The organism is Streptomyces sp. NPDC026394, from assembly GCF_055567735.1.
This window is the reverse complement of the sequence record NZ_JBVHPX010000036.1, coordinates 35,718-59,979: the sequence shown is the minus strand read 5'-3', so window position 1 is coordinate 59,979 and position 24,262 is coordinate 35,718. Positions and strand designations below refer to the sequence as shown.

The window sequence follows — 24,262 nt, the reverse complement described above, 5'->3', positions numbered from 1 at the left end:
GAACACGGCGTGATGCAGGTGGCTCTTGAGGCTGAAGTCGTCCTCCACGAACGTCCACGGTACGTTCCAGAAGATCGCGTCGAAGCGGTCCTCGGAGGTCAGGGCGTCGTACAGGTCGCTGTGCAGGGCGCGTACCTTGTCGGCGACCTGGTGCCGGCGCGCGTTGGCCTCGGTGTTGGCCACCGCCTTCTCGTTGATGTCCAGCGCGGTGACCTGCGCGCAGCCGGAGAGCGCGGCGGTGACGGAGATGACGCCCGTGCCGCAGCCCACCTCCAGGAACGAGCCGCCCTTCGGGTACGGCAGGGCAGAGGCCATCACCTCGGTCGCCGCGGTGATGGTGCCGGGGAACACGTCGCGGTGCAGGTCCCACTCCCGGCCGAGCAGGGTGAACGAGTCGGGCAGGTCGTCGCCCTCCATCGCCCGGTTGAGTACGGCCTCGGCGGCTTCGGGGGATTCCTTGACAGCCATGGTTCCTCTCCAGTCCTCATGTCGGTCGTGCGGGTGGGGCGGGGTCTCCCCGGGGCCGTTCGGTGATCAGGGGCAGGATGTGCCCCGGTTCGTACCGTGGCCCGGGGGCGGGGCAGGATTCACCCCGCGTCCGTACGATGGGCCGGGCGCTCGTCAGCCGTCGTCGCGCGCGTGCCCGGCGAGCGCGGCGCGGTGGCGGCCGACCTTCTGGAACGCCTCGATGTAGGCGTCGATCAGCTCCTTGTCGGCGGGCCAGTCGTTGAAGGTCGGCAGGGACAGCGCCTGCTGCTCGACACGCTCGGCGGCGGTGCCGGGGGCGGCCACGTTGGCGTGCTTGGGGGTACCCGGGAAGAGCGGGCTCTCGGCCGACGCGTACAACGGCAGGGTGGACAGCCGGGGACCGGACGGCGCACCGATCTCCATGCCCTCGGCCCGCAGTGCGGTGATGAGCTGCTTGCGGGTGACGCCGGGCAGCGCCTCGGGCAGGAACAGCGGCTTGTAGCCGTACCAGGCCCCCATGTCGACGTCCTCGCCGACGTGTACGGGCTCGATGTAGTCGACCTCGGCCAGCCGCTCACCGAAGTAGCGCAGCGCGCTGTGCCGGGCCTCCTTGCGCTCGGGGAACGCGGCGAGGGAGTGCAGGGCGACGATGGCGTTGAACGGCGACATGCGCAGTTTCAGCCCGAACCCGGTCACCCAGTGGTCGCGCAGCGCCTCGTCGGTGATCTCCTCGCGGCAGCGGTCACGGTAGTGCCCGAGCAGGGTGGCCCGGTCGTGCACCCCCGCGTCGTTGGTGACGAGGATGCCGCCCTCGCCGGCGAAGACGGCCTTGTTCGCCTGCAGGGAGAAGACCGCCGCGTCGCCGAAGGTGCCGCACAGGCGGCCCTTGTAGCGGCTGCCGTGGGCGTGCGAGCAGTCCTCCAGGACGCGCAGGCCGTGCCGCTCGGCGATGCTCATGACCGCGTCCATGTCGCAGGGGTGACCCCACTGGTGGACGACGGTGACGACCTTCGTCCGCTCGGTGATCGCCGCTTCCAGGGCCTGCGGGTCGATGCCCCGGGTGAGCGGGTCGATGTCGGCGAGGACGACCTCGCCGCGCAGCGCGTGGACCGGGCTCAGCGCCGCGTGGTACGTGAGCGCCGGGCCGACGACCTCGACGTCTTCCCGCACCCCGAGGGCGAAGTAGGCGGCGAACAGGGCGCTGGTCCCGGAGTTGAAGGTGACCGCCCAGCGGACCTGGTCGTCGAGGAAGGCGCGGAAGGCGTCCTCCAGCTCGCGGACCGGGCCGCTGCTGCCCTTGATGGAGATGTCGTCGTTGCGCTGCGCTGCCAGGGCGGTGAGTTCGGCCCCTTCGGCGCGGGGCGGCCAGATCTCGTGCGGGAGCGGCCGGGTGATGGCCGGGGTGCCGCCCAGCAGGGCGAGGCGTTCGCCGGTGGAAGTCACGGGGTCCTCTGTCTCTCGGTCGGGAAGCGGTCGTACGGGCGCAAGACGGCAGGGGGCCGGGGCCCGGGGCTGGAGAAAGGGGCGGCCGGCAGGGCGTCGCGGGGTGGCGGCGAAGGCGCGTACCGGCGGTGGACGAAGGCGGCCGGGGCAGCGGCCCCGGCGGCCGCGGGTCAGGCGGGTACGGCCTGGCCGGGTGCGGTCAGCGGTGGCCCGGCTTCCGCGGCGGTGCGGGTGTCGGCGGGCCGGTCGCGGTAGATACGGTCGAGCAGCCGTACCGCGGAGAGCTGCCGCCGGACGTGCGTGGTGCGGTAGTCGCGGTCGTCCAGGTGCCGGAAGTAGTGGGCGAACATGGCGTTCACGGCAGTGCCTTTGGGCTGCTCGGACACCAGGCGGTACGCGACATCGCCGTCCGGGGAGTGCAGCGCCGCTTCTGTGGGCGTGACGTTCAGGGCGCCCTCGGTGCCCAGGATCGTCAGTTTCTCGACCTTCTCCAGGTTGTGCCGCGAAATCCGCAGCGAGCCCGCGAAGTCCAGCCCCGGGTAACTGAACTGCACGCTGGCCAGGTCCTCCAGGCGCCGTTCGCGCATCTCCTCGTAGCGGTGCAGGAAGGTGGAGCGCACCTCGGCCGGGGCCGGGAACAGGCCGCTGAGCACGTCGAGGAGGTGGTAGCCCATGTCGAGCAGGACGCCGCCCAGGGCGAGATCGCTGGTGGCGCGCCAGCCGCTGGTCGGGGTGGGCAGGTTCAGGTGGTAGTCGTACGAGAACCAGTACGGCCTGCCGATCTCCGCCAGTTGCTCACGGGCGAACGCGAAGACCGGGTTGAAGCCACGCTGGACGAGGGTGAAGGCGCTGCGGTCCGCGTCGTCCACCAGCTTGACCAGTTCCCGGGCCTGCGCCTCGGTGACGGCGAAAGGTTTCTCCTTCAGGACGTGCTTGCCGGCGCGCAGCAGATCGCAGCAGATCGCGAAGTGCGCGTGGTGCGGAACGGTCACCACGGCGGTGTCGAAGTCGGCGGACCGCAGGGCCTCGTCGAGGCTGCCGTAGAGCGGGAAGTCCCACTGTCGGGCCAGCGCCGCGGCGTCCCCCGAGGGGTCGACGCCGCCGGCGATGTCGGTGTGCCGCCGGACGATCGGTAGGTACTCCTGCCCCTGGTGCCCGGCGAATCCGATCACCAACGAACGACATCGGGGGCGACTGCTCGGTTCAACCACGTGTGTCACGCGCTCTTCCCTTTCTGACCCGATTGCGGACGTACGTGCGTCACTGGACCGGCGACCGTCACAGCGTGTCGCTGATGTCCTTCCGGTGGGATGCCGGTGTCCGGGCGAGCCAGGTGTGTGCCGCGGTCACCGCATCCCGGACGAAGGTGCTGCCGCTGCGCCGGACGCTGTCGTCGAGGAGGGCGAGGTCGTGCGGTCCCACCCAGGCGCAGCGCGGGTGCTTGTCCCGTTCCAGGCGCGGGGCGGTGAGGTCGCCGACGGCCTCGACCAGGTAGTCGGTCTCGGTGCGGGTGCCGTCGTCGGCATCCCACTGCCCCTCGGCCACCCGGTGCAGGACCCGGCCGAGGCGCCATCCGGTCTCCTCCGTCAGCTCGCGGGCGAGCGCCTCCAGGGGGCTCTCGTCCGGCTCGACGTGGCCGCCCACCAGGTCCCAGCAGCCGGGAAAGAGCCGGCGGTCCGCGGAGCGCTGCTGGAGGAAGACACGGTCCCGGCTGTCGACGATCAGAGCGCCGACCACCAGCTTTCCGGCGGCTCGCGGGTGACCGGCGGGGGCCGGTGCCGGCCGGCCGTCCACCGCCCGCTCAGTCACGGCCGTGCGCCGCACGGTCGGTGCGCGCCACCGCCGTACCGGCGAAGTGGTCCAGCGTCCGGACGAAGGCGTCGCCGTGCTTGCGTGCCGCGGTGGCGTTGAAGCTGCCCGCGTTGTCGCACACCTGGTGGTAGCAGGGGTCGAACGGCTTGCCGGCCGTGCCGCCCCACAGGCGGGCCTGCTCGGCGGTCTTCAGCTCGAAGGAACCGCCGTTGAGGCCGCCGGCCGGAATGCCGGCCTTCATGAAGGGGGCGTAGTCGGACCGGCCGTCCAGCTTCCAGGTCTGCGCCACCTCGCCGGCCTCGGCGAAGGCGCGGGTGAAGCGGTCCGCGATATCGGCCGAGCCGTTCGGCGGCGTGATGCCTCCCTCGGGGTCGGCGTTCTTCCCGTCCATGGTGAACAGCCCGGAGTTGGGGCCGCCGATCATCTCCAGGTTGAGGTAGGCGGCGACGCGCTTGCGCTGCGCCGGGGTGAGCCGGTCAACGAAGTACTGCGAGCCGAGCATGTCGAACTCCTCGGCTCCCCAGAAGGCGAAGACCAACTGGTTTCTCGGAGCGGGTCGTTGGGCGCCACGCAGTGCGCTCTCCAGGAGGACGGCGACGGCGGCGCCGTTGTCGTTGATCCCGGCGGTCTCGGGCACCGAGTCGAGGTGGGCGCCGGATATCACCTGGTGTGCCGGATCGCCGGACCTGGTACGGGCGATGAGGTTCTCGGTGGTGCGCTTCTCGGTGCGCGAGCGGAGGGTGAGGGTGCCGGGCGCGTTCTGCCGGGCGGCGCGGGTCAGGGCCTCACCGGTCTCCGGTGACACCCCTGAGACGGGGATGCGGGCCCCGGCGGCGTCCTTGAGCCAGCCGTACAGTTCGCCCGGCCGGTCGTTGATCACCACGACCGCGGCGGCTCCGGCCGCGGCGGCGGCCTTGCCCTTGTCGTCCATCGTGCAGCCGCCGTTGCTGACCAGCGCGATCCGTCCGGTGACCGTGGCGCCGTCGTACGAGGCGGGCGCGCAGCCCTGCCGCCGCTCCTCGGGGCCCGTCAGCTCCGCGAACCGCGCGGTCAGGCCCTTCGCGGGGGTCGAGGGGGAGTACTTGGCCAGGGTGACGGGCACCGGCTTCCCGCCGGGCAGTACGAGCCGTTCCGTGAGGACCTGGGTGAAGAGGAAGCCGAAGGGCTGCCGCTCGACCTCGTAACCCGCCTTCTTCAGCCGCTGTTCGACATAGTCGAGGGACTCCGCGTAACCGCTGGTCCCGGAGGCTCGGTTGCCGTCGTTACGGTCGGCTATGCGCTGGAGCGCGTCGACATGGGCACGTACCCCGCTGTCCGTGAGAGACGCCGGCGCCGTGTCCGCCCGAGCCGGCACCTGCGTCAGCAGGAGCGCGGACAGGACGGTGACCGACACGGCAGCAGTCGTCGGCGTACGGAAACCCACTTCTTTTCCCCCTGTTGTGTGCCGTCCCGGGTGTGTTCCACCGGGGCGATGGGTGCGAAGCGCTTCCCGTGGCGGATGCGTGGCACGGGAGAAGCACTGGCCGGTTCGGTGCGGCAGCGGGCACGCGATCCCCTGCACACCGATGCGAAGGAAGCGCGGAGTGTCAGGAGTGACGCCCCGGCTTGAACGTGTCTCAGGTAATAACAAGTCATTGCGACTTTGCAAGCCCTTGGCGATCAAAGGGCGGGTTGCGAGGGTCGGGAGCCAACGATTCAGGCCACCGGTCGCCGGCCTCCCATAACGCCGCTGACCTGCAACTCTAGGGGTGACGGAGGCACTGACCGGCGGACCCCCGCGGTTGCTGGCATGGCTGGATGACAGCGGTCCGTTTATCTCAGCACCTTGCCGGAACTTTGCCCTGCCTCCGGATAAACCGACTCCCGCGAAAGGTAATTGCCCGTTGAACTGTATCCGCTTCGGCGATGCTTACCAGCCAAATACGCCGCGCCCTGGAACCCCGCATTCCAGGGGTGGGTAGCCCTGCGTATCCACGACACCTAGGCGTTTCACAGCGCGTATCCGGCTCGAACTCACGGCAGAAATCCCGCCCGGCGGAAAGCCCAGGCAGGCACCCCGGAAACGTGCCGCCCCTGCACGAAGCGGGTGTGCGGCTCCTCGACTGCCGACGACCGCCCGACCGGCCGACCACGGGCCCGACCTGCTGATGATCGTCTTCAAAGCTCAGAACCAGAGCAGGATCGAGGCGATGGTGACGGCAGCGTTGCAGGACTCGCGGGCCTGGTCGCAGCGAGTGGCCGACCTGCGCCACTGGTCGGGATACCCCCGCCCCGTAGGCGCGTTGGACGATTTTCCATGTCGATGCCTTGTCGGGCGGCGTGCTTGACGAGGTACTGGCGGTAGCTGCCGTCGACCCGGACCTTGCGCAGGCGGGGGTGGACAGCCGCGATGCGGTCGACCAGCCGGGTGCCGGCGACAAAGCCCTGGACGCTGGCGGCATCCACCTGCTCTCGCACATCGCCAAGGCCAGAAGGGCTTCACGGGCCAGAAGAGCTTCAAGGTCATCCCCAGGCGACGGGGTGTCGAGCGGATCTTCGGCTGGCTGATGACCCACCGCCGCCTCGCCCGCGACTACGAAACCCACCCATACCGCTCCGAAGCGATGAGCCGCCTCGCGATGACCGGCCTGATGCGCCGCAGGCGCACACGAGTCGACTCCGAACCGGCGCGACACTTGAGCACATGACAACGCAGCACCGCGAGTTCGCCAACGACTCCCGGAGCACGATGAACAGCAATCCACCAGGTGAGGTACTTCTTCAGGTGGACAGGTTCTGGGCAGGACACCCGCCCCCGTACTCGTTCGCGTAGATCGGATTACCCTCCCTGTCGCTGAGGTGGAAGCAGTGGCCGTTGGCCCACACCGTGATCGAATCGGGCCGATGCCCGACCTCGAACGGCTCGTCGCCAGACAACGTCCCACCCCAAGTACCGTCTCCCGCGGGCGAGTGGGTGACCACGATGCAGGTCTCCTTCGGCCGGATCCGGTGGATGTCCGCCCAGGGCTCCACGGTCAGCTCCAGCAGCTCCTCGCCATCGTTGCTGACCACCAGCCGCGCCGTTCTCCCCGCGAACACTCCAGGCCCCCACTCGGTCTTACGCCGTCACGCGCGCCACTGCGCAAGATGCGGGGGCACACAGCACGATCCCCACACGGTTGATAGATCCCGACTTGCCGAACAACCTGCCGGGGCCAAACGCTCCCCAAGGCCGACGCCGGGGGTCTTGAGTGTTGGGCGGCCGGGCAGCTCGCGGAGGGGGGATCAGTCGGTGCCGGTGCGACGGTCGTCGGCGGGTGCGGTGCGCTGGTGTTCGTCCTGGACGAGCAGGGAGAGCAGGGCGGCCACGGTCAGGCCGAGGTCCGCTTCGGCCGGGTGCCGCAACGTTTTTCCGGGCTCGATCCGGTAGATGTTGGAGCGCCCCTCGCGGGTGCGGGAGAGGTACCCGTCGCCTTCCAGGTCGACGATGATCTTCTGCACGGCACGTTCGGTCAGCCGGCAGTGGGCGGCGATGTCGCGGATGCGGGCGTGATCGTTGTCGGCGATGACCGCCAGCACCCGGGCGTGGTTGGTCAAGAACGTCCATCCGGTGTGGGGCTCGGGCACCTCATACATGCCCCGACTATAGCGACCTGCATTTCACGCACCACAAAGCACGTACCATTCTTCACGTATTGATTGACGTGTGTGTCTCGGGTGGACGAACCTGGACACCACGGCAGGCGAGTGAGCGAAGGAGAGGACGGCCATGCCCGAGCCCGCACCCGGCGCACCCCCCTTCCCTGGCCCCGCCCCCAGCGGCGCGCCCCCGCCGGGCCCGGCGATCTCCGGGCCGCATCTGCTGGCGATCGAGGTCACCGCCGACGGTGACCGGACCAACCTGGCGATAAAGGGTGACCTCGACTGGGCCGCCGGCCGGCACATCGAACCGGGCCTGCATGCCGCCCTGGCCGACTGCGTCCGCGGCCTCGACCTGCACCTGGGCGCCGTGCACTTCTGCGACTGCGCCGGCCTGGGCCTGCTGCTCGACCTGCGCAGACGCGCCCTCGCCCAGGGCAAGAGCCTGACCATCACCACCCGTAGCCGCGCCGTCGAGCGGATCCTGGACCTGAGCGGCACCCGGGACCTGTTCGAGGCCCCGTCCCCGAACGGCCAGCACACCATGCACTCCCCCATGCCCTCCCCCGCCCCCGGCGAATGTCACAGCCTCCAGGACGGTACCGACCAGGAACTGCGCACCGAGGTGGCCCAGCTGCGCCGGGCCATGCAGACCCGACCGGTCATCGACCTGGCCCGCGGCATCCTGATGGCCACCTTCGATCTGACCCCCGAAGCGTCCTGGGCCGTCCTGGTCACCACCTCACAGAAGACCAACACCAAACTGCACCGCCTCGCCCAGGACCTGCTCGACAGCCACCAGGGCACCGCCCTGGCCGGCACCACACGCAAGCACCTGACGGACGCGATCGCCGCGGTGAAGGCGAACACGCCCGGGCCACCGGACCCACCTGCCCACAACGACACCACCCCCGGACAACGCACCGCCCCACCACTCCAATAGCCGCCTGCGACGTCTCGCCTTCGCCATCTCCGGGCGCCCGCTGCCCGAAGGTGGCACGCGAAGAGTTCGTCGGCGGCACGCAGGAAAGAGTCCGTCGGCCTGGCCGGAAGAGATCGTGTCCGGCTTGCCGCGCCGAGCCGTGCTCCGGTGGAAGCGGACCGGCTCATCGCCGCCGCCGTTCCCCCCGACGGCAGCGACCGCTCACCGCGGCCTACCGGCCGACTGCGGTGAACATCCCCCGGCCTACGGCAAACCGATCAAGGTCATGGCCGAGTCACCCTCCTCCAAGCCGTGAACCCATCGCCCTACGCCAGTTGTCCAACAACGGGCCGGGATGCCGAGCGCGCCGTATCGCACCAAACGATCGTCATGCCAGGACAGACGACACGTCTTTGCGGGTGCCTCACTGCCTGGACAGTTCTTCGCACCCCCGCAGCTTTCTCGCGGGCCGCTTGCAGCATGGACATGCGTTCCCAGCAGTCGGCTCCCCGCGCGCACGCCCGTATGCAGCGCCGGCCTCACCAGCCCATTCCGCGGAAATGCCGCAGCTCAGTACCGTGTTCGGTGTGCTGTGCCGGGGCGCACGGCCGACGGACGGGCGCGGGGGTGTGCACGGCGGATCGAGAAGCGTTGTGCAAATATCAGTTCTGTAATGGACCGTCGCATCTTCAACCACCGGCTGACCGCCGGGCACCTCGTCCTACTGGTCCCGCCACTGGTGGGACCGTCCGCAGGAGGTTCATGCCCCGTTCCGCCCGTCTCGTGGCCGTCGCACACGGCTCGGTCGGTGCCCGGTCAACCTCAAGGGCCGGACCCTGGCCAGCCGTAGCACTCACAAGACGTACCACTTCAAGAACCTGCGGCTGGGCGGCTACCAGAGCGTGCGCGTCCACATCGGCCACTGGGGCGCACCTTCCTGTCTGGCCTGCTGGAATGTACGGCGGCCGGGTGCCGGCTTTCGACCTGCCGGCCGGCACCGGCACCCTGCTCCTGCCCGGCCTGTGCCCTGCACGAAGCACCGAGGCGGTGCCCGTCACGCCAGGCCCTCGCCTCTCACCAGCCCCGTAGAGAAAGTTTGTGCTCGGCCGTAAGAAGTCGGCCGGGCCGGACATAGACGGTGTGGAGGAGATGTGGACACAGCAAGCGAGGAACAGAGCTTCACCGAGTTGTACCGCACGCACTACGGAGCCATCGATGCGTATGTCCGGCGCCGGATCGCGCCGGACCAGGTGCGAGATCAGGTCGCCGAGGTCTTTCTGGTCGCGTGGCGGCGATTCGGGCAGGTCCCGCCCGAGGAGCCGCTGCCGTGGCTGTATGGGGTGGCACGCCGCACGTTGGCCAATGCCCACCGTGCGGACCAGCGGTACCTGCGCTTGACAGAGCTGCTTGAAACACAGCGCGACAATGCAGCCGCGGACCATGCTGACGCGGTCGTTGAGCAGATGAGCCTGGCAGCGGCCATCGACCAGTTGGGCGCGAAGGACCGCGAAGTGCTCGGGTTGGCGTTTTGGGAGAACCTTCGGCACGACGAGGCCGCGAAGGTACTCGGGTGCACCAGGGCCACGTTTCAGGTGCGGCTGCACCGGGCCCGCAAGCGCCTGCGACGCGCCGTTGCTGCGGTGCCAGCGCACAGTGCCTCCGTCGAGGGCGGCCCGCTTTCGAGTACTCAGCAGGTGAATTGGGGTGGAGCCGATGCGTGAAGTAGAGAAGGTCTACAAGATGGTGGATCCGGCCCGCTATACCGGACAGCAGACCTCACAGGCCGAAAGGCAGGCCGATCTGGAACGCATCCTGGCCACCGGGCCTGAGCCGGCGCAGCGGCCGGCAAGGCGGCACAGCAGGCGGCGGACCGTGCTCATCGGGGCGATCGCAGTCACGGCGGCTGGGGCGGCTGTCGTGTCCACCGTGTTGTTCGGGCCGACAGCGCAACCCGCCCAGGCAGTGACGCCCCGGCCGCTGGCCCTGCACTCCGGTGTCCCTCCGTTGCCGGCCGCCTCCATGCTGGAGAAAATCGCCCAGCGTGCCGAGCATGACAGCAGCGGCCGATCGACGAGGCCCGGCAGCAGCGGACACTTCGTCCAGGACAGCTGGTCTCTCTCCACACGCATCGACGGGGTCCAGGTCACCTCGGCGGTCATCCCCGAGCGACGGGAGACCTGGAAGAAGCCCGATGGCTCCACGCGGTGGACCGTGCGGACCCAGCCGCCTCACTTCGCCTCGGACAAGGAACGTGAAGTGTGGAAGGACGCGGGTGCCATCGGCGAGGAGCCCCTGCAGCGTTCGGGCGAGGGGAAGCCGGCCGATCCCTGGGACGAGAGCAGTCGGGACGCCCCGGGTGACGTGAAGGGCATGCGCGGCTGGCTTTCAGCAGGCTATGAGGGAAGCGGTCCCGGCGAGCTCTTCGACGCGGTTTCCGCACGGAACCTGGACACCGCTTTTCGCCCGGCCCAGCGGGCCGCGATCCTGCGAGTGCTCAAGGACGCCAAGGGCATCGCATACCGCGGAACGGTCACCGACCGGGCGGGACGCAGCGGTGCCGCGTTCACCATCCGCACCGACAGTGGTGGTCTGCCCCAGACCAGCACACTCGTGTTCGCCTCCGACACGGGCAAGTTGCTGGCGTACGAGGAGCAACTAGACGGAAACGCAGGGGCCTTGAAGGTTGGCCCCCACGCCGTGATCCACTACGTTACGTACCTGGTCAGCGAGGCCACACACCACTGATGGCGCGGCACCTCACCGCCTGCCGACCGCCATCGCCTCGGGCTTGCCCGGCCCCCGCGCCGACGTGAGACAGGAGCTGGCTGCGCCCGGCCCCCTGTCGCCGCCGCTCCGGGAGCCGTGCGGCGGGGTCTCACGTCCGCCCTGCCCGGCCGGGCGATGCACACGAGCAGCCACGGTGTCGGTCAAGTCATTAACTCCCCACTATGACCTGAACAAGAACACGATGACAGCCCGGCCGGGGTGCCACAGGCCTCGGGGAACTGTTGCGGCAACGCAGGGCCTGGTCAGCGCCTCCCGACAACCGGACTGCGGGCCCCGCCGTGCACGCGCCACCGTATTGCCTTGGCCGGAATTGCCAGAACAGAGCACAACAAGCATCACAATCGGCGCAATAGGACCATCGGCCTCGGCCTGTGGAGACTGGATATGCCCGAGTGATCGTGACAGCGTCTCCACCGCGTCGCCTGAGATCAACACTCTGCGACGCACAGGGGAGGAAACATGAAGAAACGGTACCGCTTAGCCGCGACGGCTGGCGCCGTCATGATCACGCTGGCCACCGTCCCGGGCGCACAGGCCGAAACGGTTGACCCGCTCCAGGCGGAAATCAACGAGGTGTTGTCCAAGACTGAGGGCGGCACCCAGATCAGCAGGTATGAGATCGCCTGGGACGACGGCAAGGTGGTCCAGTCTTTCCCGCTGCCCGGCGAACAGAAGGCACCACCCTTCAGCGAAGCCGCAGAGAAGCTCCAGGCCAAGTTGGCCGGGGTATCTCTCAAGGCGCTGCGCACCGCTACGGCGCAGAAAGCGTCCGTCCAGGCAGGCGGCGACTGCCCGACGGAGGTGTTCGGCCGCAACTGGTACTGCTTCTACCAGTACAACAACTTCGCCGGCCGACGCCTGGCCTGGAACGAACCCCACCCGCTAGGGAAAAAATTCTCGGAATACAACTTCGTCAACATGACGTCCTCGTTCTCCAACAAGGGCTCTCTGACGATTCGCGTATACGGCAGGACACGCCCTAACGACGATACGTCCTGCACGCAATTGCTGTGGACCGAACCGCCGCGCTCCTACGACAACGACATCGGTGACAGCGTCGACAACCAAGCCGACTGCTTCGAGACCAGCTGATGTATGACGCTATATCGAGCCGTGGGGGGGGGGGGGGGGGCCCCGCCCCCGGGCGGGGGGGTTTGGGTGGGGGGGGGGGGGGGGGCCCCGCGGGCGCGCCGGCGCGGGCGCGGCCGCCCGGGGGGGCCCCCCCGACAACAGCCCCCACCCCCCCCGGCCCCCCCCCCCCCGCCCCCCCCCGCCCGCCGCCCCGCCTCCCCCCCCCCCCCCCCCCCCCCCCCCCCCCCCCCCCCCCCCCACGGCTCGATGCCTGTTTATTGACTCGGTCGTCCAGCGCGCGGGCGCCGAGGCACTCCGGTCGAGGACCTGCCGCGCGGGTATCCCGACGAGATCACCGGATGCGACCGCCGAGTCCTTCCTCTACTCCCGACTGCACTGCCGTCGACTGACGGCACGGGAACCTGCTCACGTGACGAACGCCGCAGCCGAGCAGTGGCAGGACGGCCGCAGGTGGCCCGGGATCGGGACGGCGCCTGAGTCCTCACTGCCATGTAAGAGCACGAACAGTGCCCGGCGGACATGTCGCACCACGAGTACCACCAGGACCGTCTGGGCCGACGGGGATATCGAGCCGCACATCGTGGTGGGCATCGACCTCCTCGCCGAGTCGGTCGCCACCGGTGGAGGTGTGGGCCACGCCGAGCACCCAGGCCCCGGCTGGCGGCGCCTGCGCTGGTCAGACCGCGTGCCGCATCGGCGACCCACTCGTCGGTCACGCACTCGGCATCGCTGCCCTGGCGTTCAGTCCGGACGGGCGGATGCTCGCCACTGGCAGCTACGACGGGTCGGTGCGGCTGTGGGACCTCACCGACCCGGCCAAGCCGATTCCCCCGGCACAATCACTGACCGGACGTGCCGGTGGCGTCGAGCAGGTGGCGTTCAGCCCCGCCTGGCAGGGCCTGGACACACGCGGCGAGGACTCGGCGACGCGACGGTGGGACATGAACGTCGATCACGCCATCGACCGGATCTGCCCTCACCCGCAAGACGCTCACGCCCCGAGGCGCGGCACCGTGGCGTCGGCGACATCCCTCGCTGCGATCCGCCGTGCCCATGATCCCGCCGTGTGGTGCCCGGGGAAGGTCACGGTGTTCACGCAACGGTGATCAGCCGGGCACGGATGCCCTGGCATGCACAGAGGCTGGTGTGTCTCGTCGGACATGGCGGAGTCCGGAGGCGGCAGGTGGCGCTGCACGGTCCACACCGGCTCCGGGCGGGTGTGGAGCCGTCACGGCAAGGACTGAGCCGCCCAGGCCGTACTGTCTGTGCCTCGACCCCTCACGCCCCACCGGTCACTACCGGCCCGCCGCACGCCTCGGCGAAGCCGGAGGCAGGGCGGCTGTCGCCCAGCGCCAGTACCGCACGCCGCACGCGATCGGCCGTTTCGCGGTCGGCGACTCGTCCGATCGTGCCGCGGAACTTGCGGTCGATCTCTTCGTCGGTGAGCGGTCGCTGTTCGTGGCCGCGGTTGTACTGCTCACGGTGGCGCACCACTCGCCCGTCGGTGAGTGCGATCTCCACGAAACCGGAATAGGCCGACGGGAAAGCGCTGTCGGGGTCGTCGTCAACCTGTACCTTGCGGGCCAGTTCCCGGATCCGGGTGTCGGAGCGGGCGTCGGCTTCGAGTTCGTCGAGGGTCAACCGACCGCGGACCAAGGACGCGGCGACGGCGAAGGGGAGGCTGAATTTGGCGTCGTACTCGTCGCGCGGCGCCTGTTTGGCCCCGGCAGGCTCACACACCACCTTGCGTGGAACCGGGTGGATCGCGCAGCGGATTCCCGCTATGTCCTCCGCCCTCAGGGCGTGCTCGTTGCGGAGGATGAGCGCGGCGTCGGCGAAGGCGTGGAGGAAATGGCAGACGGGGAAGGGTTTCACGGCGGTGCGCAGCAGTTCCCAGCTCACGCCCAGGTCCTCGGAGACGGCGGCCGGGCGTGCGTCCCGGCTCGGCACGTGCGTGGCGTAGAGGCCGAAGCGGCCTTCGTAAACGCCGGGCGGACCGCTCCAGCCGGCCCTGGCGAAGCTCGCGGCGGTCAGTCCGCTCGCGGCGGCCCAGCCGGGATGGAAGCGCTTGGTCCACGACCCGTCCTCCAGGAACTCCATCAGGCCCGCCGCCTGTGACCCGACGATGCCCTGCGCGGTGGCCAGGCCGCCGGCGTCCAGACCCATGATCTTTCCGGCGGCGACGGCGGCTCCGAACCCTCCGGCCACGGCCGTCGGATGAAAGCCCACGTCGTGCAGCCCACCGGCGGCTCCCATGCCGACCCGGGCCATGACCTCGACGCCGAGGACGTAGCCGAGCAGCAGGTCGCGCGTCGAGGCGTTCGAGGCGACCGCGGCGGACAACGCGGCGGGCAGGACCACGGAGGTGACATGAGCGACGGCGGGCAGGTGCGTGTCGTCGAAATCCAGGCCGTGGATCAGAATGCCGTTGAGCACGGCGGCGTCGCGCGCGGTGAGCCGGTCCGCCATGCCGAACACGACGTGGTCCCCGCCCCCGAATGCCGCCAAGGCGTCGCGGGCCACGCCGGCGAAGGGGAACGCGGTGGAGGCGAAGGCGATCCCGACGGCGTCGAGCACGAGGTGGCGGGCGCGCTGGAGCACCTTGTCGGGGACGTCACCGAATTCGGTCCGTGCGACGAACTCGCCCACCTGCTCGGCCAGATACCGCTGGTCCCGGCTTTCGAGGGTCATTTCGAAGGCTCCTCTGCTCGCTGTGCCGACATCTCGTTCGAGGATCGGGGCCCAGGGCCGCCGCGGTGAAATGACCATAGGGAAGCCGACTCATGCGCGCGGCGTATGGTCGCTGGATGGAGTTACGCGAGCTGAGCTGGTTCATCACCCTCGCCGAAAGTGAGCACGTCACCGCGGCGGCGCAGAAGCTGAACATCTCGCAGCCGACGCTGTCCCGCGCGCTGGCGCGGCTGGAGCGACGGCTGGGTGTGCGGCTCTTCGACCGGCAGCAGAACCGCTTGCGCCTCAATCGCTACGGTGAGGTGTTCCACGCGCACGCCGTACGGGCGGTCGGCGAGGTCGCGTCGGCCGAACAGCGCATCCGGGCCCTCCTCGACCCGGACGCAGGCACCATCGCCCTGGGATTTCTCCACTCGCTGGGCGGCTGGCTCGTCCCCGAACTGCTGCGGGAGTACCGCACGATCGCGCCGTCGGCCGCCTTCCAGCTACGGGGGAACGCCGCCGACATCGTCGTGGACGAGGTCCGTCACCGACGCCTCGACGTCGGGTTCACCAGCCCCCGGCCGGCCGGGGAGGACATCCGCTGGGTTCCGCTGCTGGAGGAACGGCTCACCCTCCTCGTCCCCGAGAACCACCCGCTGGCCGCCCGGGCAGCGGTCACGGCCGGCGAGCTCGCGGCCGAGCGCTTCGTCACGTTCCCCCGGGCGTTCGGGGTGCGGCAGATCCTCGACCAGGTCTGCACCGAGGCGGCGTTCACGCCCCAGCTCGCCGTGGAGGGCACGGAGCTCAGCACCCTGCGGGCCCTGGTCGCGGCCGAGGCCGGTATCGCGATCGTGCCGGAGTCCCGGTCAGAGACCGCGCTCCACCCCGGCACCGTGGAAGTCCCGTTGGACGAGAACGGCGCGAAGCGGGAGGTCGGGATCGTCACCGCCACCGACGGGCCGGCCACCCCAGCCGCCCGCCGCTTCTGTGCGTTCGTTACGCGAACCCTCCGTACCCCTCATACGCCTGACGCATAGACCGGCCCAACGTCCGTCATTTCCCTTGCCGGCCACCGTGCCCACAGGCTGGTGGGGCCCGTCGGACACGCTTCCCGCACCGTACGGCAGGACGTGCTTCCCACGCCGTACGGCAGCCGGCCGCGCCTCGTCGGGGCTCAATGGGACGTTCGTAACGAAAGGAGTGAGGAGTTGACCACCCATCCCGCCCGCCTGCTGCGTGAGCTGATCAACGGCGACGAGTTGGTCATCGCTCCAGGCGTCTATGACGGCTTGACCGCCACGCTGGTGGAGCGCGCCGGGTTTCCCGCCGCATACGTGAGTGGAGCGTCAGCTTCGGTCAGCGTGCTCGGCCGGCCCGATCTGGGACTGATGTCCGCCGGCGAGGTCGCCGCACACGTCGTCCGCCTGCGAGGCGCCACCTCGCTACCGCTGATCGTCGATATCGACACCGGTTACGGCAACGAGCTCAACGTCCGCCACGCGGTGGAGACCCACGTCCGGCTCGGTGCCGCCGCCGTCCACATCGAGGACCAGGTCTTCCCCAAGCGCTGCGGGCACCTCAACGGCAAGACCGTCGTCGGCAAGGAGGAGGCCGTACGGAAGGTCCGCGCCGCCGTCGCCGCCCGGGGGAGCCACGATCTCGTGATCATCGCCCGTACCGACGCCCTGACTCCGCTCGGCCTGGACGAAGCGATCGACCGCGGTCGCCGGTTCGCCGACGCCGGTGCGGACATGGTCTTCGTCGAGGCTCCCGGGAATCCCCACCAGCTCGACCGGATCGCCCGCAGCATCGACGTCCCGCTGGTGATCAACGTGATCGCCAACTCCCGGACCCCGCTGCTCACGGCATCCGACTACGCCGGCCTGGGCTATCGGCTGGGCATCTACCCCTTCGTGAACATCGCCGCCGCGAGCGCGGCCGTCGACTCGGCACTGACCCGACTGCGCGAGACCGGCCTGCCGCCCCGGGACGCGGCCGGCCCGGCCGAGCTGTTCGGCACCGTCGGCCTGGACGACTGGCTCCAGTGGCCCGATCGGCTCGTCACCGCACAACCACCGTCTCCTGCCCGGCCGGCGACGGCAGAGGAGGGCTCCTGATGGGTGGACAGGCATCGATTCCCCTGGTCCTCATGCGGGGCGGCACCAGCAAGGGCCTCTACCTCCACGAACGCGACCTCCCCCCAGCCGGTCAGGCACGTGACGCGCTGCTGCGCCGGCTCATGGGCTCTCCCGACGTCCTCCAGATCGACGGACTGGGCGGCTCGCGCCCGATCACGTCCAAAGTGGCCGTCGTCGCGCCGTCCGCCCGCGACGACGCCGATGTCGACTACACCTTCGCCCAGGTCGACATCGAAAGCGGCCGTGTCAGCTACAACGGCAACTGCGGCAACATCTCCTCCGGCGTGGGCCCGTTCGCGATCGACGAGCGCCTCGTCCCCGCACACGAGGGCGTGACCGAGGTCCGCATCCACAACACCAACACCGGCAAGATCCTCGTCGCGCGGGTGCCGGTCTCCGACGGCCTCGCCGAGGTGACGGGCGATCTGGCCATCCCGGGCGTGCCAGGAACCGGAGCCGAGATCGTCATGGACTGGTCGGCCACGATCGGCGCCATGACCGGGCGCCTGCTCCCCACCGGCGCCCCCGTCGACAAGCTCACGCTGGAGGACGGCCGTGTCATCGACGCCTCGATCGTCGACGCGGGCAACCCGGTGGTCTGGCTGCGCGCCGAGGACTTCGCACTGACCGGAGACGAACGCACCGAAATCAACGACGACCGCGACCTCCTCGCGCTCGTACGCGAGGCGCGCGGAAAGGCCTGCGTCCTGATGGGCCTGTGCTCCGATTGGCGTCGCGGCGACACGGACGTCCCCGCGGTGCCCTTCGTCGGCCTCGTCGCGCCGCCGTTCTCGTACCGTACCTTGAACGGACAGCGAGCCGAGGCCGGGCACATGGACCTGCGGCTCCACCTGATGTTCATGAACCGTCTGCACGAAAGCATCGCCGTCACCGCCTCGATCAGCCTCGCCGCCGCGTCCCGCGTCCGCGGCACCACCGTCCACGACGCAGCGAAGTCGCGCCGGCCCGGTGCGGTGCTGGTCGGCCACCCCTCCGGGATCACCGGCGTCTCGGTCACCGTCGATGACGACACCAGCGGCCCGGAGGTGACCTTCCGGTCGCTCGGCATCAGCCGGACCGCGCGCCGACTGATGGCGGGGCGCGCCTTCTACTCGTAGGCAGGTGCTCTGCGAGCTGAGGGCATGGATCGTGGCCCATGTCGACGAAGTGGTCGAGCCCGTAGGTGCAGGAATGCCTGTGGGAGCGAGCGCAGGGCAGGACGACGGCGCGCCCGGGGACGATCTCGGCGTAGTGGTCGGCGTTGTCGGCCGTCGGTACGGACTGGACGATGGCGTGCAGGTACGCGGTTCCGCCGATCGGGGCGAACTCATGGAATGCCGTACCGATTGTTCAAGAGCCCGGCCGGCAAGCAGGAGGTGGTTGCGCTCCAGGGCAGTTTCGTTCGGGACGACTGGGAACGGGGGACGGGTGTTCACCGCGCTGATGGGCCGGGGTGACACCGAGGAGACCTGGCCTGGGCCGTGTCGGTGGGCTCCACCATCGTGCGGGCTCCACCAGCACGCCGCCGGGGCCCGCAAAAAGGGCCGCGGCCGGCGTCGCGGCCGCCGTGCGTACGGAGCGGCAGAATCTTCAGAGCGCCGTCCCCGATCTTGAATACGCGCTTCCGGCCCTCGGTCACCAGCCCGTCGTACCGCTGGCGCGGGACGGCCCCGGCCTTCTCACCTGCGGGCACCCGCACCCACTCCCCCGGAACAGGTCAGGCACGGCCCCGTGGCCGTGGGGGGAAACCGGGCGGTACGGAGTGACAGCGGCGGGCACCGATTCCCCACGTACTGCCAGTTCGAAGTCATGAAAGGTGGTCGGTGGGGTTGCTGCACAGGGCGGACGTCGCCTTGCGCCTGTGGTGTGAGGTGCGTGCCACGTGGGGCGGGTAGTCAGCGCGTCTCGCCGGTGTCGTGTCCGGTCCATGCGATGTGGTCCACGGCCAGGCCCGCGTCACCGGCCAGTGTCGCAGGAGTCATCGCGGTGAATGCCATGACCTCGCGGTGGAGATGGGACTGGTCGGCGTAACCGCACTCTGTTGCGATGCGGGCCACGCTGCCGCCTGCGGTCAAGTGGCGGGCCGCGTGGTGGAAGCGGACGAGAGTCCCGGCGCGCTTGGGAGGCAGACCGATCTGTGACCGGAACCGGGACCAGAGGCGCCTGCGGCTCCAGCCGACCTCGGCTGCCAGGTCCTCGACCCTGACCTGGCCGCGACTGGCGACGATCCGGTTCCAGGCCCGGACCACCTCCGGGTCCGCCGGTGGCCCCGCCCCGCGGCGACGGGCGAGGAAGGCATCCGTCAGCGCGAAACGGCCCTCCCAGGACGGGACTTCATTGAGTTGTTCCCGCAGCCGTGCCGCGCTCCGGCCCCACAGGTCGTCGAGGGGAACACGGTCCAGCTCCGCCGGGCCGACCCCCAGCACGGTGTGCGTGACCACCGGGGACAGGTGTACCTCCACGCATGCGACGTTCTCGCCTCGCATACGCGCCGGCCCGGAGGCGAGCCCGGAGACGAGACTTCCGCGCTGTTGCCGGCCGACGGCGTCGCCCACGATGAGTGGACCTTCACCGAACTCGACGATCAGGGTGAAGGCCGGGCGCGGGATCACCGGCAGGTCGACGGGGCCCGTGCCCCGGTCGCGGAATCCGGCCAGGCTGATGCCGCCTGTCCGACCTCGCCACGGTGGCCTCGCGACCTCCCACCTGGTGACAGCCTCACGCTCGCGCACGGAGGGTCGCATCGTCCCATGCTACGCGGAGACCGATCGGAGCATTTGTCCAAGACGCCCGGACGCGCGGGCGGTGACAGTGGGTCCATGAGCGACATCATCATCCGCAACGCCTTCCAGGCGTTGGCCAGCAATGACCACGACCGGATCTCCGCGGTCCTCACCGAGGACGCCGAGTGGCTGTCGCCCCCGGGGAACGCCACCGCCGTCGCGCTCGGGGCGACCCACCACATGGTCGGCAGGAATGCCATCGCGCGCTTCTTCGCCGAGGACTTCCCCCGCGTCTTCGGGCGTGACGTCACCGTCGCCGTCCTGGGGCTGCACGCCGATGACGAACGGGGGGTGGCGGAGTTCACCATGACGGCGACGCTCGCCGACGGACACCGATACAGCAACGACTACTGCTTCGTCTTCGAACTCCGGGACGGGTTGATCCACCGGGTCCGCGAGTACACGGACACGGCCCGCGGACACCGCATGCTCTTCGGCGAAGCTCCGCAAGAGGTACCCCGAACCGTCCATGAGCCGGTCAGCCCCGACAACCAGCAGGTCTGAACCGCCGGCCTGCCACGGCGCGCAGTGGCCGCAACCGGCTAACCCGGGCTGTGTGTTGGGCGGGGCGCCGCTCGTAAGCCAGAGTTCACCAGTTCCTGTGTGCGATCCCGGTTCGCCGAGGGGCGCTGGCGTCGATCGCCCGCTGCTCTGGTTCGGTCCGGGGTGGCGTCGCGGCGGGTGGGCGGGCGTATGGCGCCGGGCGGGCCGGCCCGGCGGGCATCGTTGCCGGTAGGTCAGCCATGGTCAACGGGGCCGACAACGTTGGCCTGCCAGAGCTGCTGGAAGGATGCGCAGTTCACCTTGGGCCAAGGCCCCGGCGTCGCTACGGTCTTCCGCCAGGTGCCTTTCCGGGCGGCGCCCCCAGGCCGAACTGACCTGCTTCACCGGCCTGTTCGCTCTGGCCGCCGACGCCTGGCCGCACGCCGAACACCTGCGCGCAGACAGCGACTTCCACTGGTCCGACTTCAAACCTGGCCTCCACTACCAGACCCGCCCGTCATTCCCCGACCTCCCGCCCGACAATGGCGCTCTGACGTCACGCATCTACTGCGCGAGCGAGGACGATGTGCGGCAGGCGGTCGGCTTCGCCCGCCGCCACGGTCTTGAGGTGCACGTGCGCGGCGGTGGGCACAGCCTGGCGGGGTTCTCGACCGGCACCGGCATGGTGATCGACGTCTCCGGGATCCACCACGTCCTCGTCGAGGACGGGCTCGTACGGGTCGGCGCCGGCACGCAGACCGTCGACCTGCACGACGCCCTGCGCGGCAGCGGCCTGCCCCTGCCGTCCGCGGTCGGCGCCCCGACGCGGAGGCCGGTGGCAGCACGTGCGGCGGAGGCCGACAGACCGGCCACCGGAAGCGCGCCCACCATCGGAGCACCCCGGTACGGCGGTGGCCGCAGGGTCCGTGCGGTGCACTGAACGCGGCGCTACTGGAGCAACCCGACGGCGAGGGCCATGCCCAAGAACAGCACCAGTTGGTAGGCGCTGTTGAGCACAGTGAGCCGCAGGGGCTTCTGCTCGAACGCGTTGTGCTGCGCCAAGGTCGTCAGCGAGAACCCCAGCCAGACCACGAAGCCGACGGCCGAAGCGATCCAAAGGGAGTCGCTCTCGAAGAAGCCCGTCGCCAGGGAGAGACTGCCGGCGAGCACCAGCGCCGTGAGGAGAATCGATGCCAGGAGGACCACGAACGGAGACTTGCCGACTCTCTTGGAATCCTCCTCAGTCACTCCCGTCAGCTCTCTCCAGACGCCGACGAAAGCCTTGCCGTACCAGACTCCGGCGATGGCCATCCCGACCGCAGTCGCCACCAGGACAGCCGGCCGGCTGACACTCATCTCCATGCGGGCCCCTCTCACCTTGGAAGTACCGTCGCCCGCGGAGCGTGTCGGCCCAGCACATGGCGGGTCAAGCACATCTCTTCATGGCGAGGGCGAGTGTCAGTTCGCAGTGACAGTAGCGGCTGGGGAGGAGCGGCCCCGTAACGCGACACCACGAGGAAGGCAACGAAAGACCGATCCCCGCCGGTCCGAGGCGCGGAAGGGCGCATGTCGAGTCCGGTAGGGCCGTCGCACCCCCGTGGCGGCGGCCCGGTCCCGGGTCAGCGCAGTCGCGTTGCGGCGTACGCCTCCATGGCGGCTCGCTGGTACGTGGCCAAGCCTGGTGCGATCGACTCGTACACCGCGTGCCAGTGTTCGTTCTCCACGCAGGTACGCCCGATCGCGCGGTACTCCTCGGCGGTGGCTGCCCGGATGCGGGCCAGCGTCCGGTACTGGGTGTCGGTCTCGGCCTGCACCGCGTCGGCGTCAGCGGGCAGGCCGGCGGACAGCAGGTCGGCCAGCCGGATCAGCTGCGCCGTGCGCTCGCGCTCGTCGGCCTCGCGCTCGGCCTCGCTCAACGCCGCGGCATGCCGCTCGACGGCCCCGGCCAGTTCCGGGAAATCGTGCAGGGCCCTCATGCACTGGGCGGACCGGATGCCCTCGAACAGGTTCTCCGGTCGGCTGATGCTGATCATGTCTGTGCCGTCCTTCCTGGACTGTTCCAGTTCGGCGATCGTGCGGGCGACGGTGCCGGCCAGGGCGTCCAGCCGGTCGCGCTCGGCGAGCAGCCGACGGTGGTGGCTCCGTAGGGCCCCCAGCTCGTCGACCTGCGCGGCCAGGATCCGGCCGATCTCCGGCAGTCCCAGGCCCAGCTCCCGCAGTACGAGAACCTGCTGCAGCCGCAGCAGTTGGCGCTCCTCGTAGTAGCGGTGGCCGTTGGCCCCGACCCGGGCCGGCGACAGCAGGCCGATCTCGTCGTAGTGCCGTAGCGTCCGGGCCGTCACCCCCGACATCCGGGCGACCTCCGCGATCGGCCAGGCCATCGCCGCCTCCCTCCCACGCGCTTCACCGGGCAGGTTTCCTGCCCTGCTCAGAACGGTAGGGGTTTCCGCTGCGGCAGCTTCAAGCCCGGGCTCTCGGCTTCTTGCGTGCCGATCGACGGCCGCCTGGACCCCCGCCTCGTGCCGAACCCACGCGAGGTCATGCAGTTCCGGCTGGCGGAGCTGGCGCAGCGGGTGCGGATCCAGGTACGCCGCCCAGTGCCCGCCCAGCGCCACGGCGAGCTCCGTGCGACGGCCCTGTCGGACGGGTGCTGTCGTGCAGCCGAGCACGGGAGCGAGGACAGCGGGCCGTACGTCCCCGTCGCCTGCACGAGCCGCCCCCTCCCGCAACGGAAAAAATTCGGCCACCCGCTTGCCGGCCGGTCCGCTGCCCGCCGCGCCCGGTGCCTGTTGGGCCGGGGCTTGTTCGTGGGGTCCGGGGAGGCGGGTGGCGGCTGTGCGCGGAAGGCTTGAGGTTGCTGTACGAGACTCGTACAATGTTCCGCAGCAGTACAGTCGACCGGCGAACCGGGGGTCGGGGGCTCCACGAGGCGCGGCCTCGTCTCGTGGAGGAATGGGCCATTCACCATTCCACCCGCTACCGGAGGTGCTCACCCACGCACTCCACCGCCGGACGGCATATCACGGGATTACCAAGCATTCGCAAAGAAGAGAACCGACCACTTTCGCGTCGCCGGTTCACTGTTAGGCTGAAAAGCAACTTCACGGGTGGCAGTCCGTATCGGGCTGCATAATTGGGGGTAAAAAGTGATTTCTCGTGCCGGGGGGCGAGGAGTGCCGGGGGTACTTCCAGAAGGGCGCCCAGCAGCGCCGCCCCTGTTCCCGCGGTGAGTTGAGCCGCTTCTCTTTGTGACGCCGGGCCCGCAGTAGGGCCGGCTTGTCGCTACCTTTCATCCGGGCAGCTACGGAATCTTTCAGACCCGCGCGTGCGGTCGGCCTTTCGCAGGTCGACGCGGATCGCGCAGGTTGCCCTGCCGTGCCTTCACCGTTGCCTGGATTTCTTTTCGGCGTCGCACGCCGCCCTTCATGGTACGCCGTGCTGCCCGGAATTCAAACCGCTCGGCGGTAGCCGGCCACGAAAGGTGAAACTTTCCATGAACACGAACACGAACGCAAACATGGATATGAGCACGAACGCGGACAAGAAATCCCTTGAAGCTTTGATTATCCGCTACCAGGACGAGGTCCTGAACGGCCACCGGGACGACCTGCTGACCGAGATCCTGCACCCCGACTTCCGTGGCGAGACGGACGAGTCGGCGCTGGAGATGGAGACCCAGGGCGACGACATCGAAGCGGCCCGCGACTTCATGGTCGAGCTGCGGTCGAAGGTCGCCGAACTCCGCTACACCTGCACCGAGATGCGGTGGGACGGCGACGTCCTGCGCATGCGGTGGACCGTCGGGGGGATCCACACCGGCACGCTGATGGGCTTCCCGCCCACCGGCCGGCGGTTCACCTTCAGCTACCCCAACTGGGCCCGGTTCAAGGACGGCCGGATCATCGCCGCGCAGAGCGAGTGGGACGAGAAGGAGCTCGCCGCCATCCTCGGCGCGTGACCGCTGCCGCGGCACCCGTGCCCGTCTGACGCCCGGAACCCGGCCGGGGCGGGCGGCGGCACCAGGCCGTACCGCAGGTAGTGCG

23 protein-coding genes and 1 pseudogene are annotated in these 24,262 nt (G+C 69.8%); 12 read left to right on the top strand and 12 right to left on the bottom strand.

The genetic code is table 11. The features are described from left to right. The 5 genes from ACZ4QV_RS40160 to ACZ4QV_RS40140 all read right to left on the bottom strand — a co-directional run. A partial coding sequence (locus ACZ4QV_RS40160; RefSeq protein ID WP_361591351.1) for a methyltransferase occupies positions 1 to 468 on the bottom strand: 468 nt, incomplete at its 3' end. A gap of 153 nt (positions 469 to 621) precedes the next feature. After that, entirely contained in the window at positions 622 to 1,911 is a 1,290-nt protein-coding gene (locus ACZ4QV_RS40155) for a DegT/DnrJ/EryC1/StrS aminotransferase family protein (protein ID WP_361591349.1), read from the bottom strand. Between the two features lie 170 nt (positions 1,912 to 2,081). Then, entirely contained in the window at positions 2,082 to 3,083 is a 1,002-nt protein-coding gene (locus ACZ4QV_RS40150) for a Gfo/Idh/MocA family protein (protein ID WP_361591347.1), read from the bottom strand. Positions 3,084 to 3,189: 106 nt separating this feature from the next. After that, positions 3,190 to 3,720 (bottom strand): NUDIX domain-containing protein, encoded by a 531-nt coding sequence (locus tag ACZ4QV_RS40145; protein ID WP_361591345.1) that lies wholly within the window; start codon positions 3,718 to 3,720, stop codon positions 3,190 to 3,192. Continuing rightward, positions 3,713 to 5,116, bottom strand: a complete 1,404-nt coding sequence (locus ACZ4QV_RS40140; protein WP_361591343.1) for a M28 family peptidase — start codon at positions 5,114 to 5,116, stop codon at positions 3,713 to 3,715. The genes ACZ4QV_RS40145 and ACZ4QV_RS40140 overlap by 8 nt, the downstream gene beginning before the upstream one ends. A 1,096-nt stretch (positions 5,117 to 6,212) precedes the next feature. Between ACZ4QV_RS40140 and ACZ4QV_RS40135 the strand changes: the two are divergent. Further along, positions 6,213 to 6,402 (top strand): annotated as a pseudogene (locus ACZ4QV_RS40135) (IS5 family transposase); the annotation flags it as partial. Positions 6,403 to 6,483: 81 nt separating this feature from the next. Here ACZ4QV_RS40135 and ACZ4QV_RS40130 read toward each other — a convergent pair. Together ACZ4QV_RS40130 and ACZ4QV_RS40125 are read right to left on the bottom strand one after the other, a co-directional pair. Continuing rightward, positions 6,484 to 6,774, bottom strand: a complete 291-nt coding sequence (locus ACZ4QV_RS40130) for a hypothetical protein (RefSeq protein ID WP_361591341.1) — start codon at positions 6,772 to 6,774, stop codon at positions 6,484 to 6,486. 213 nt (positions 6,775 to 6,987) lie between these two features. Continuing rightward, positions 6,988 to 7,338, bottom strand: a complete 351-nt coding sequence (locus ACZ4QV_RS40125; RefSeq protein WP_361160894.1) for a helix-turn-helix transcriptional regulator — start codon at positions 7,336 to 7,338, stop codon at positions 6,988 to 6,990. A gap of 133 nt (positions 7,339 to 7,471) precedes the next feature. Here ACZ4QV_RS40125 and ACZ4QV_RS40120 point away from each other — a divergent pair, with 133 nt between their 5' ends. The 5 genes from ACZ4QV_RS40120 to ACZ4QV_RS40100 all read left to right on the top strand — a co-directional run bounded on the left by ACZ4QV_RS40120 (position 7,472) and on the right by ACZ4QV_RS40100 (position 13,248). After that, positions 7,472 to 8,284: an ANTAR domain-containing protein gene (locus tag ACZ4QV_RS40120; protein ID WP_361591339.1), complete on the top strand. Its 813-nt coding sequence runs from the start codon at positions 7,472 to 7,474 to the stop codon at positions 8,282 to 8,284. Positions 8,285 to 9,414: 1,130 nt separating this feature from the next. Next, positions 9,415 to 9,984, top strand: coding sequence for an RNA polymerase sigma factor (locus tag ACZ4QV_RS40115; protein ID WP_361619434.1), 570 nt, complete (start codon positions 9,415 to 9,417; stop codon positions 9,982 to 9,984). Continuing rightward, positions 9,977 to 11,008 (top strand): CU044_5270 family protein, encoded by a 1,032-nt coding sequence (locus ACZ4QV_RS40110; protein WP_361637939.1) that lies wholly within the window; start codon positions 9,977 to 9,979, stop codon positions 11,006 to 11,008. The genes ACZ4QV_RS40115 and ACZ4QV_RS40110 overlap by 8 nt, the downstream gene beginning before the upstream one ends. Positions 11,009 to 11,509: 501 nt before the next feature. Next, a complete protein-coding gene (locus ACZ4QV_RS40105; protein WP_361637937.1) occupies positions 11,510 to 12,142 on the top strand; it encodes a peptidase inhibitor family I36 protein in 633 nt (210 codons plus the stop codon). A gap of 620 nt (positions 12,143 to 12,762) precedes the next feature. Next, positions 12,763 to 13,248 (top strand): WD40 repeat domain-containing protein, encoded by a 486-nt coding sequence (locus tag ACZ4QV_RS40100; protein WP_467764286.1) that lies wholly within the window; start codon positions 12,763 to 12,765, stop codon positions 13,246 to 13,248. Between the two features lie 172 nt (positions 13,249 to 13,420). Here ACZ4QV_RS40100 and ACZ4QV_RS40095 read toward each other — a convergent pair whose 3' ends face one another. Next, positions 13,421 to 14,833, bottom strand: coding sequence for an MmgE/PrpD family protein (locus ACZ4QV_RS40095; protein WP_361160606.1), 1,413 nt, complete (start codon positions 14,831 to 14,833; stop codon positions 13,421 to 13,423). Between the two features lie 116 nt (positions 14,834 to 14,949). On the opposite strand from ACZ4QV_RS40095, the gene ACZ4QV_RS40090 reads away from it, so the two are divergent. The 3 genes from ACZ4QV_RS40090 to ACZ4QV_RS40080 all read left to right on the top strand — a co-directional run bounded on the left by ACZ4QV_RS40090 (position 14,950) and on the right by ACZ4QV_RS40080 (position 18,071). Next, positions 14,950 to 15,852: a LysR family transcriptional regulator gene (locus tag ACZ4QV_RS40090; protein ID WP_361160603.1), complete on the top strand. Its 903-nt coding sequence runs from the start codon at positions 14,950 to 14,952 to the stop codon at positions 15,850 to 15,852. Between the two features lie 171 nt (positions 15,853 to 16,023). Further along, on the top strand, positions 16,024 to 16,932 hold the full coding sequence (locus tag ACZ4QV_RS40085; protein WP_361160600.1) for an isocitrate lyase/PEP mutase family protein: 909 nt from the start codon (positions 16,024 to 16,026) through the stop codon (positions 16,930 to 16,932). Then, positions 16,932 to 18,071, top strand: coding sequence for a 2-methylaconitate cis-trans isomerase PrpF family protein (locus tag ACZ4QV_RS40080; protein WP_361591336.1), 1,140 nt, complete (start codon positions 16,932 to 16,934; stop codon positions 18,069 to 18,071). The genes ACZ4QV_RS40085 and ACZ4QV_RS40080 overlap by 1 nt, the downstream gene beginning before the upstream one ends. Here the strand turns inward: ACZ4QV_RS40080 and ACZ4QV_RS40075 are convergent. Together ACZ4QV_RS40075 and ACZ4QV_RS40070 are read right to left on the bottom strand one after the other, a co-directional pair. Then, positions 18,022 to 18,270: a hypothetical protein gene (locus ACZ4QV_RS40075; protein WP_361160612.1), complete on the bottom strand. Its 249-nt coding sequence runs from the start codon at positions 18,268 to 18,270 to the stop codon at positions 18,022 to 18,024. The two genes, ACZ4QV_RS40080 and ACZ4QV_RS40075, sit on opposite strands and share 50 nt — an antisense overlap. A gap of 578 nt (positions 18,271 to 18,848) precedes the next feature. Then, positions 18,849 to 19,697, bottom strand: coding sequence for a helix-turn-helix domain-containing protein (locus ACZ4QV_RS40070; protein ID WP_361591334.1), 849 nt, complete (start codon positions 19,695 to 19,697; stop codon positions 18,849 to 18,851). Between the two features lie 75 nt (positions 19,698 to 19,772). Between ACZ4QV_RS40070 and ACZ4QV_RS40065 the strand changes: the two genes are divergently transcribed. Both ACZ4QV_RS40065 and ACZ4QV_RS40060 read left to right on the top strand, forming a co-directional pair. Continuing rightward, the gene (locus tag ACZ4QV_RS40065) at positions 19,773 to 20,240 is read left to right on the top strand and encodes a nuclear transport factor 2 family protein (RefSeq protein WP_361160591.1); all 468 of its coding nucleotides are present in this window, start codon (positions 19,773 to 19,775) and stop codon (positions 20,238 to 20,240) included. Between the two features lie 286 nt (positions 20,241 to 20,526). Further along, entirely contained in the window at positions 20,527 to 21,159 is a 633-nt protein-coding gene (locus tag ACZ4QV_RS40060) for an FAD-binding oxidoreductase (protein ID WP_361591331.1), read from the top strand. Between the two features lie 8 nt (positions 21,160 to 21,167). Here ACZ4QV_RS40060 and ACZ4QV_RS40055 read toward each other — a convergent pair whose 3' ends face one another. Both ACZ4QV_RS40055 and ACZ4QV_RS40050 read right to left on the bottom strand, forming a co-directional pair. Beyond that, positions 21,168 to 21,575, bottom strand: a complete 408-nt coding sequence (locus ACZ4QV_RS40055; RefSeq protein WP_361591353.1) for a DUF1761 domain-containing protein — start codon at positions 21,573 to 21,575, stop codon at positions 21,168 to 21,170. Between the two features lie 263 nt (positions 21,576 to 21,838). Then, positions 21,839 to 22,600: a MerR family transcriptional regulator gene (locus ACZ4QV_RS40050; protein ID WP_361160582.1), complete on the bottom strand. Its 762-nt coding sequence runs from the start codon at positions 22,598 to 22,600 to the stop codon at positions 21,839 to 21,841. Positions 22,601 to 23,712: 1,112 nt separating this feature from the next. Between ACZ4QV_RS40050 and ACZ4QV_RS40045 the strand changes: the two genes are divergently transcribed. Next, a complete protein-coding gene (locus tag ACZ4QV_RS40045) occupies positions 23,713 to 24,177 on the top strand; it encodes an ester cyclase (protein WP_361160579.1) in 465 nt (154 codons plus the stop codon). The last annotated feature ends 85 nt before the right edge of the window (positions 24,178 to 24,262 follow it).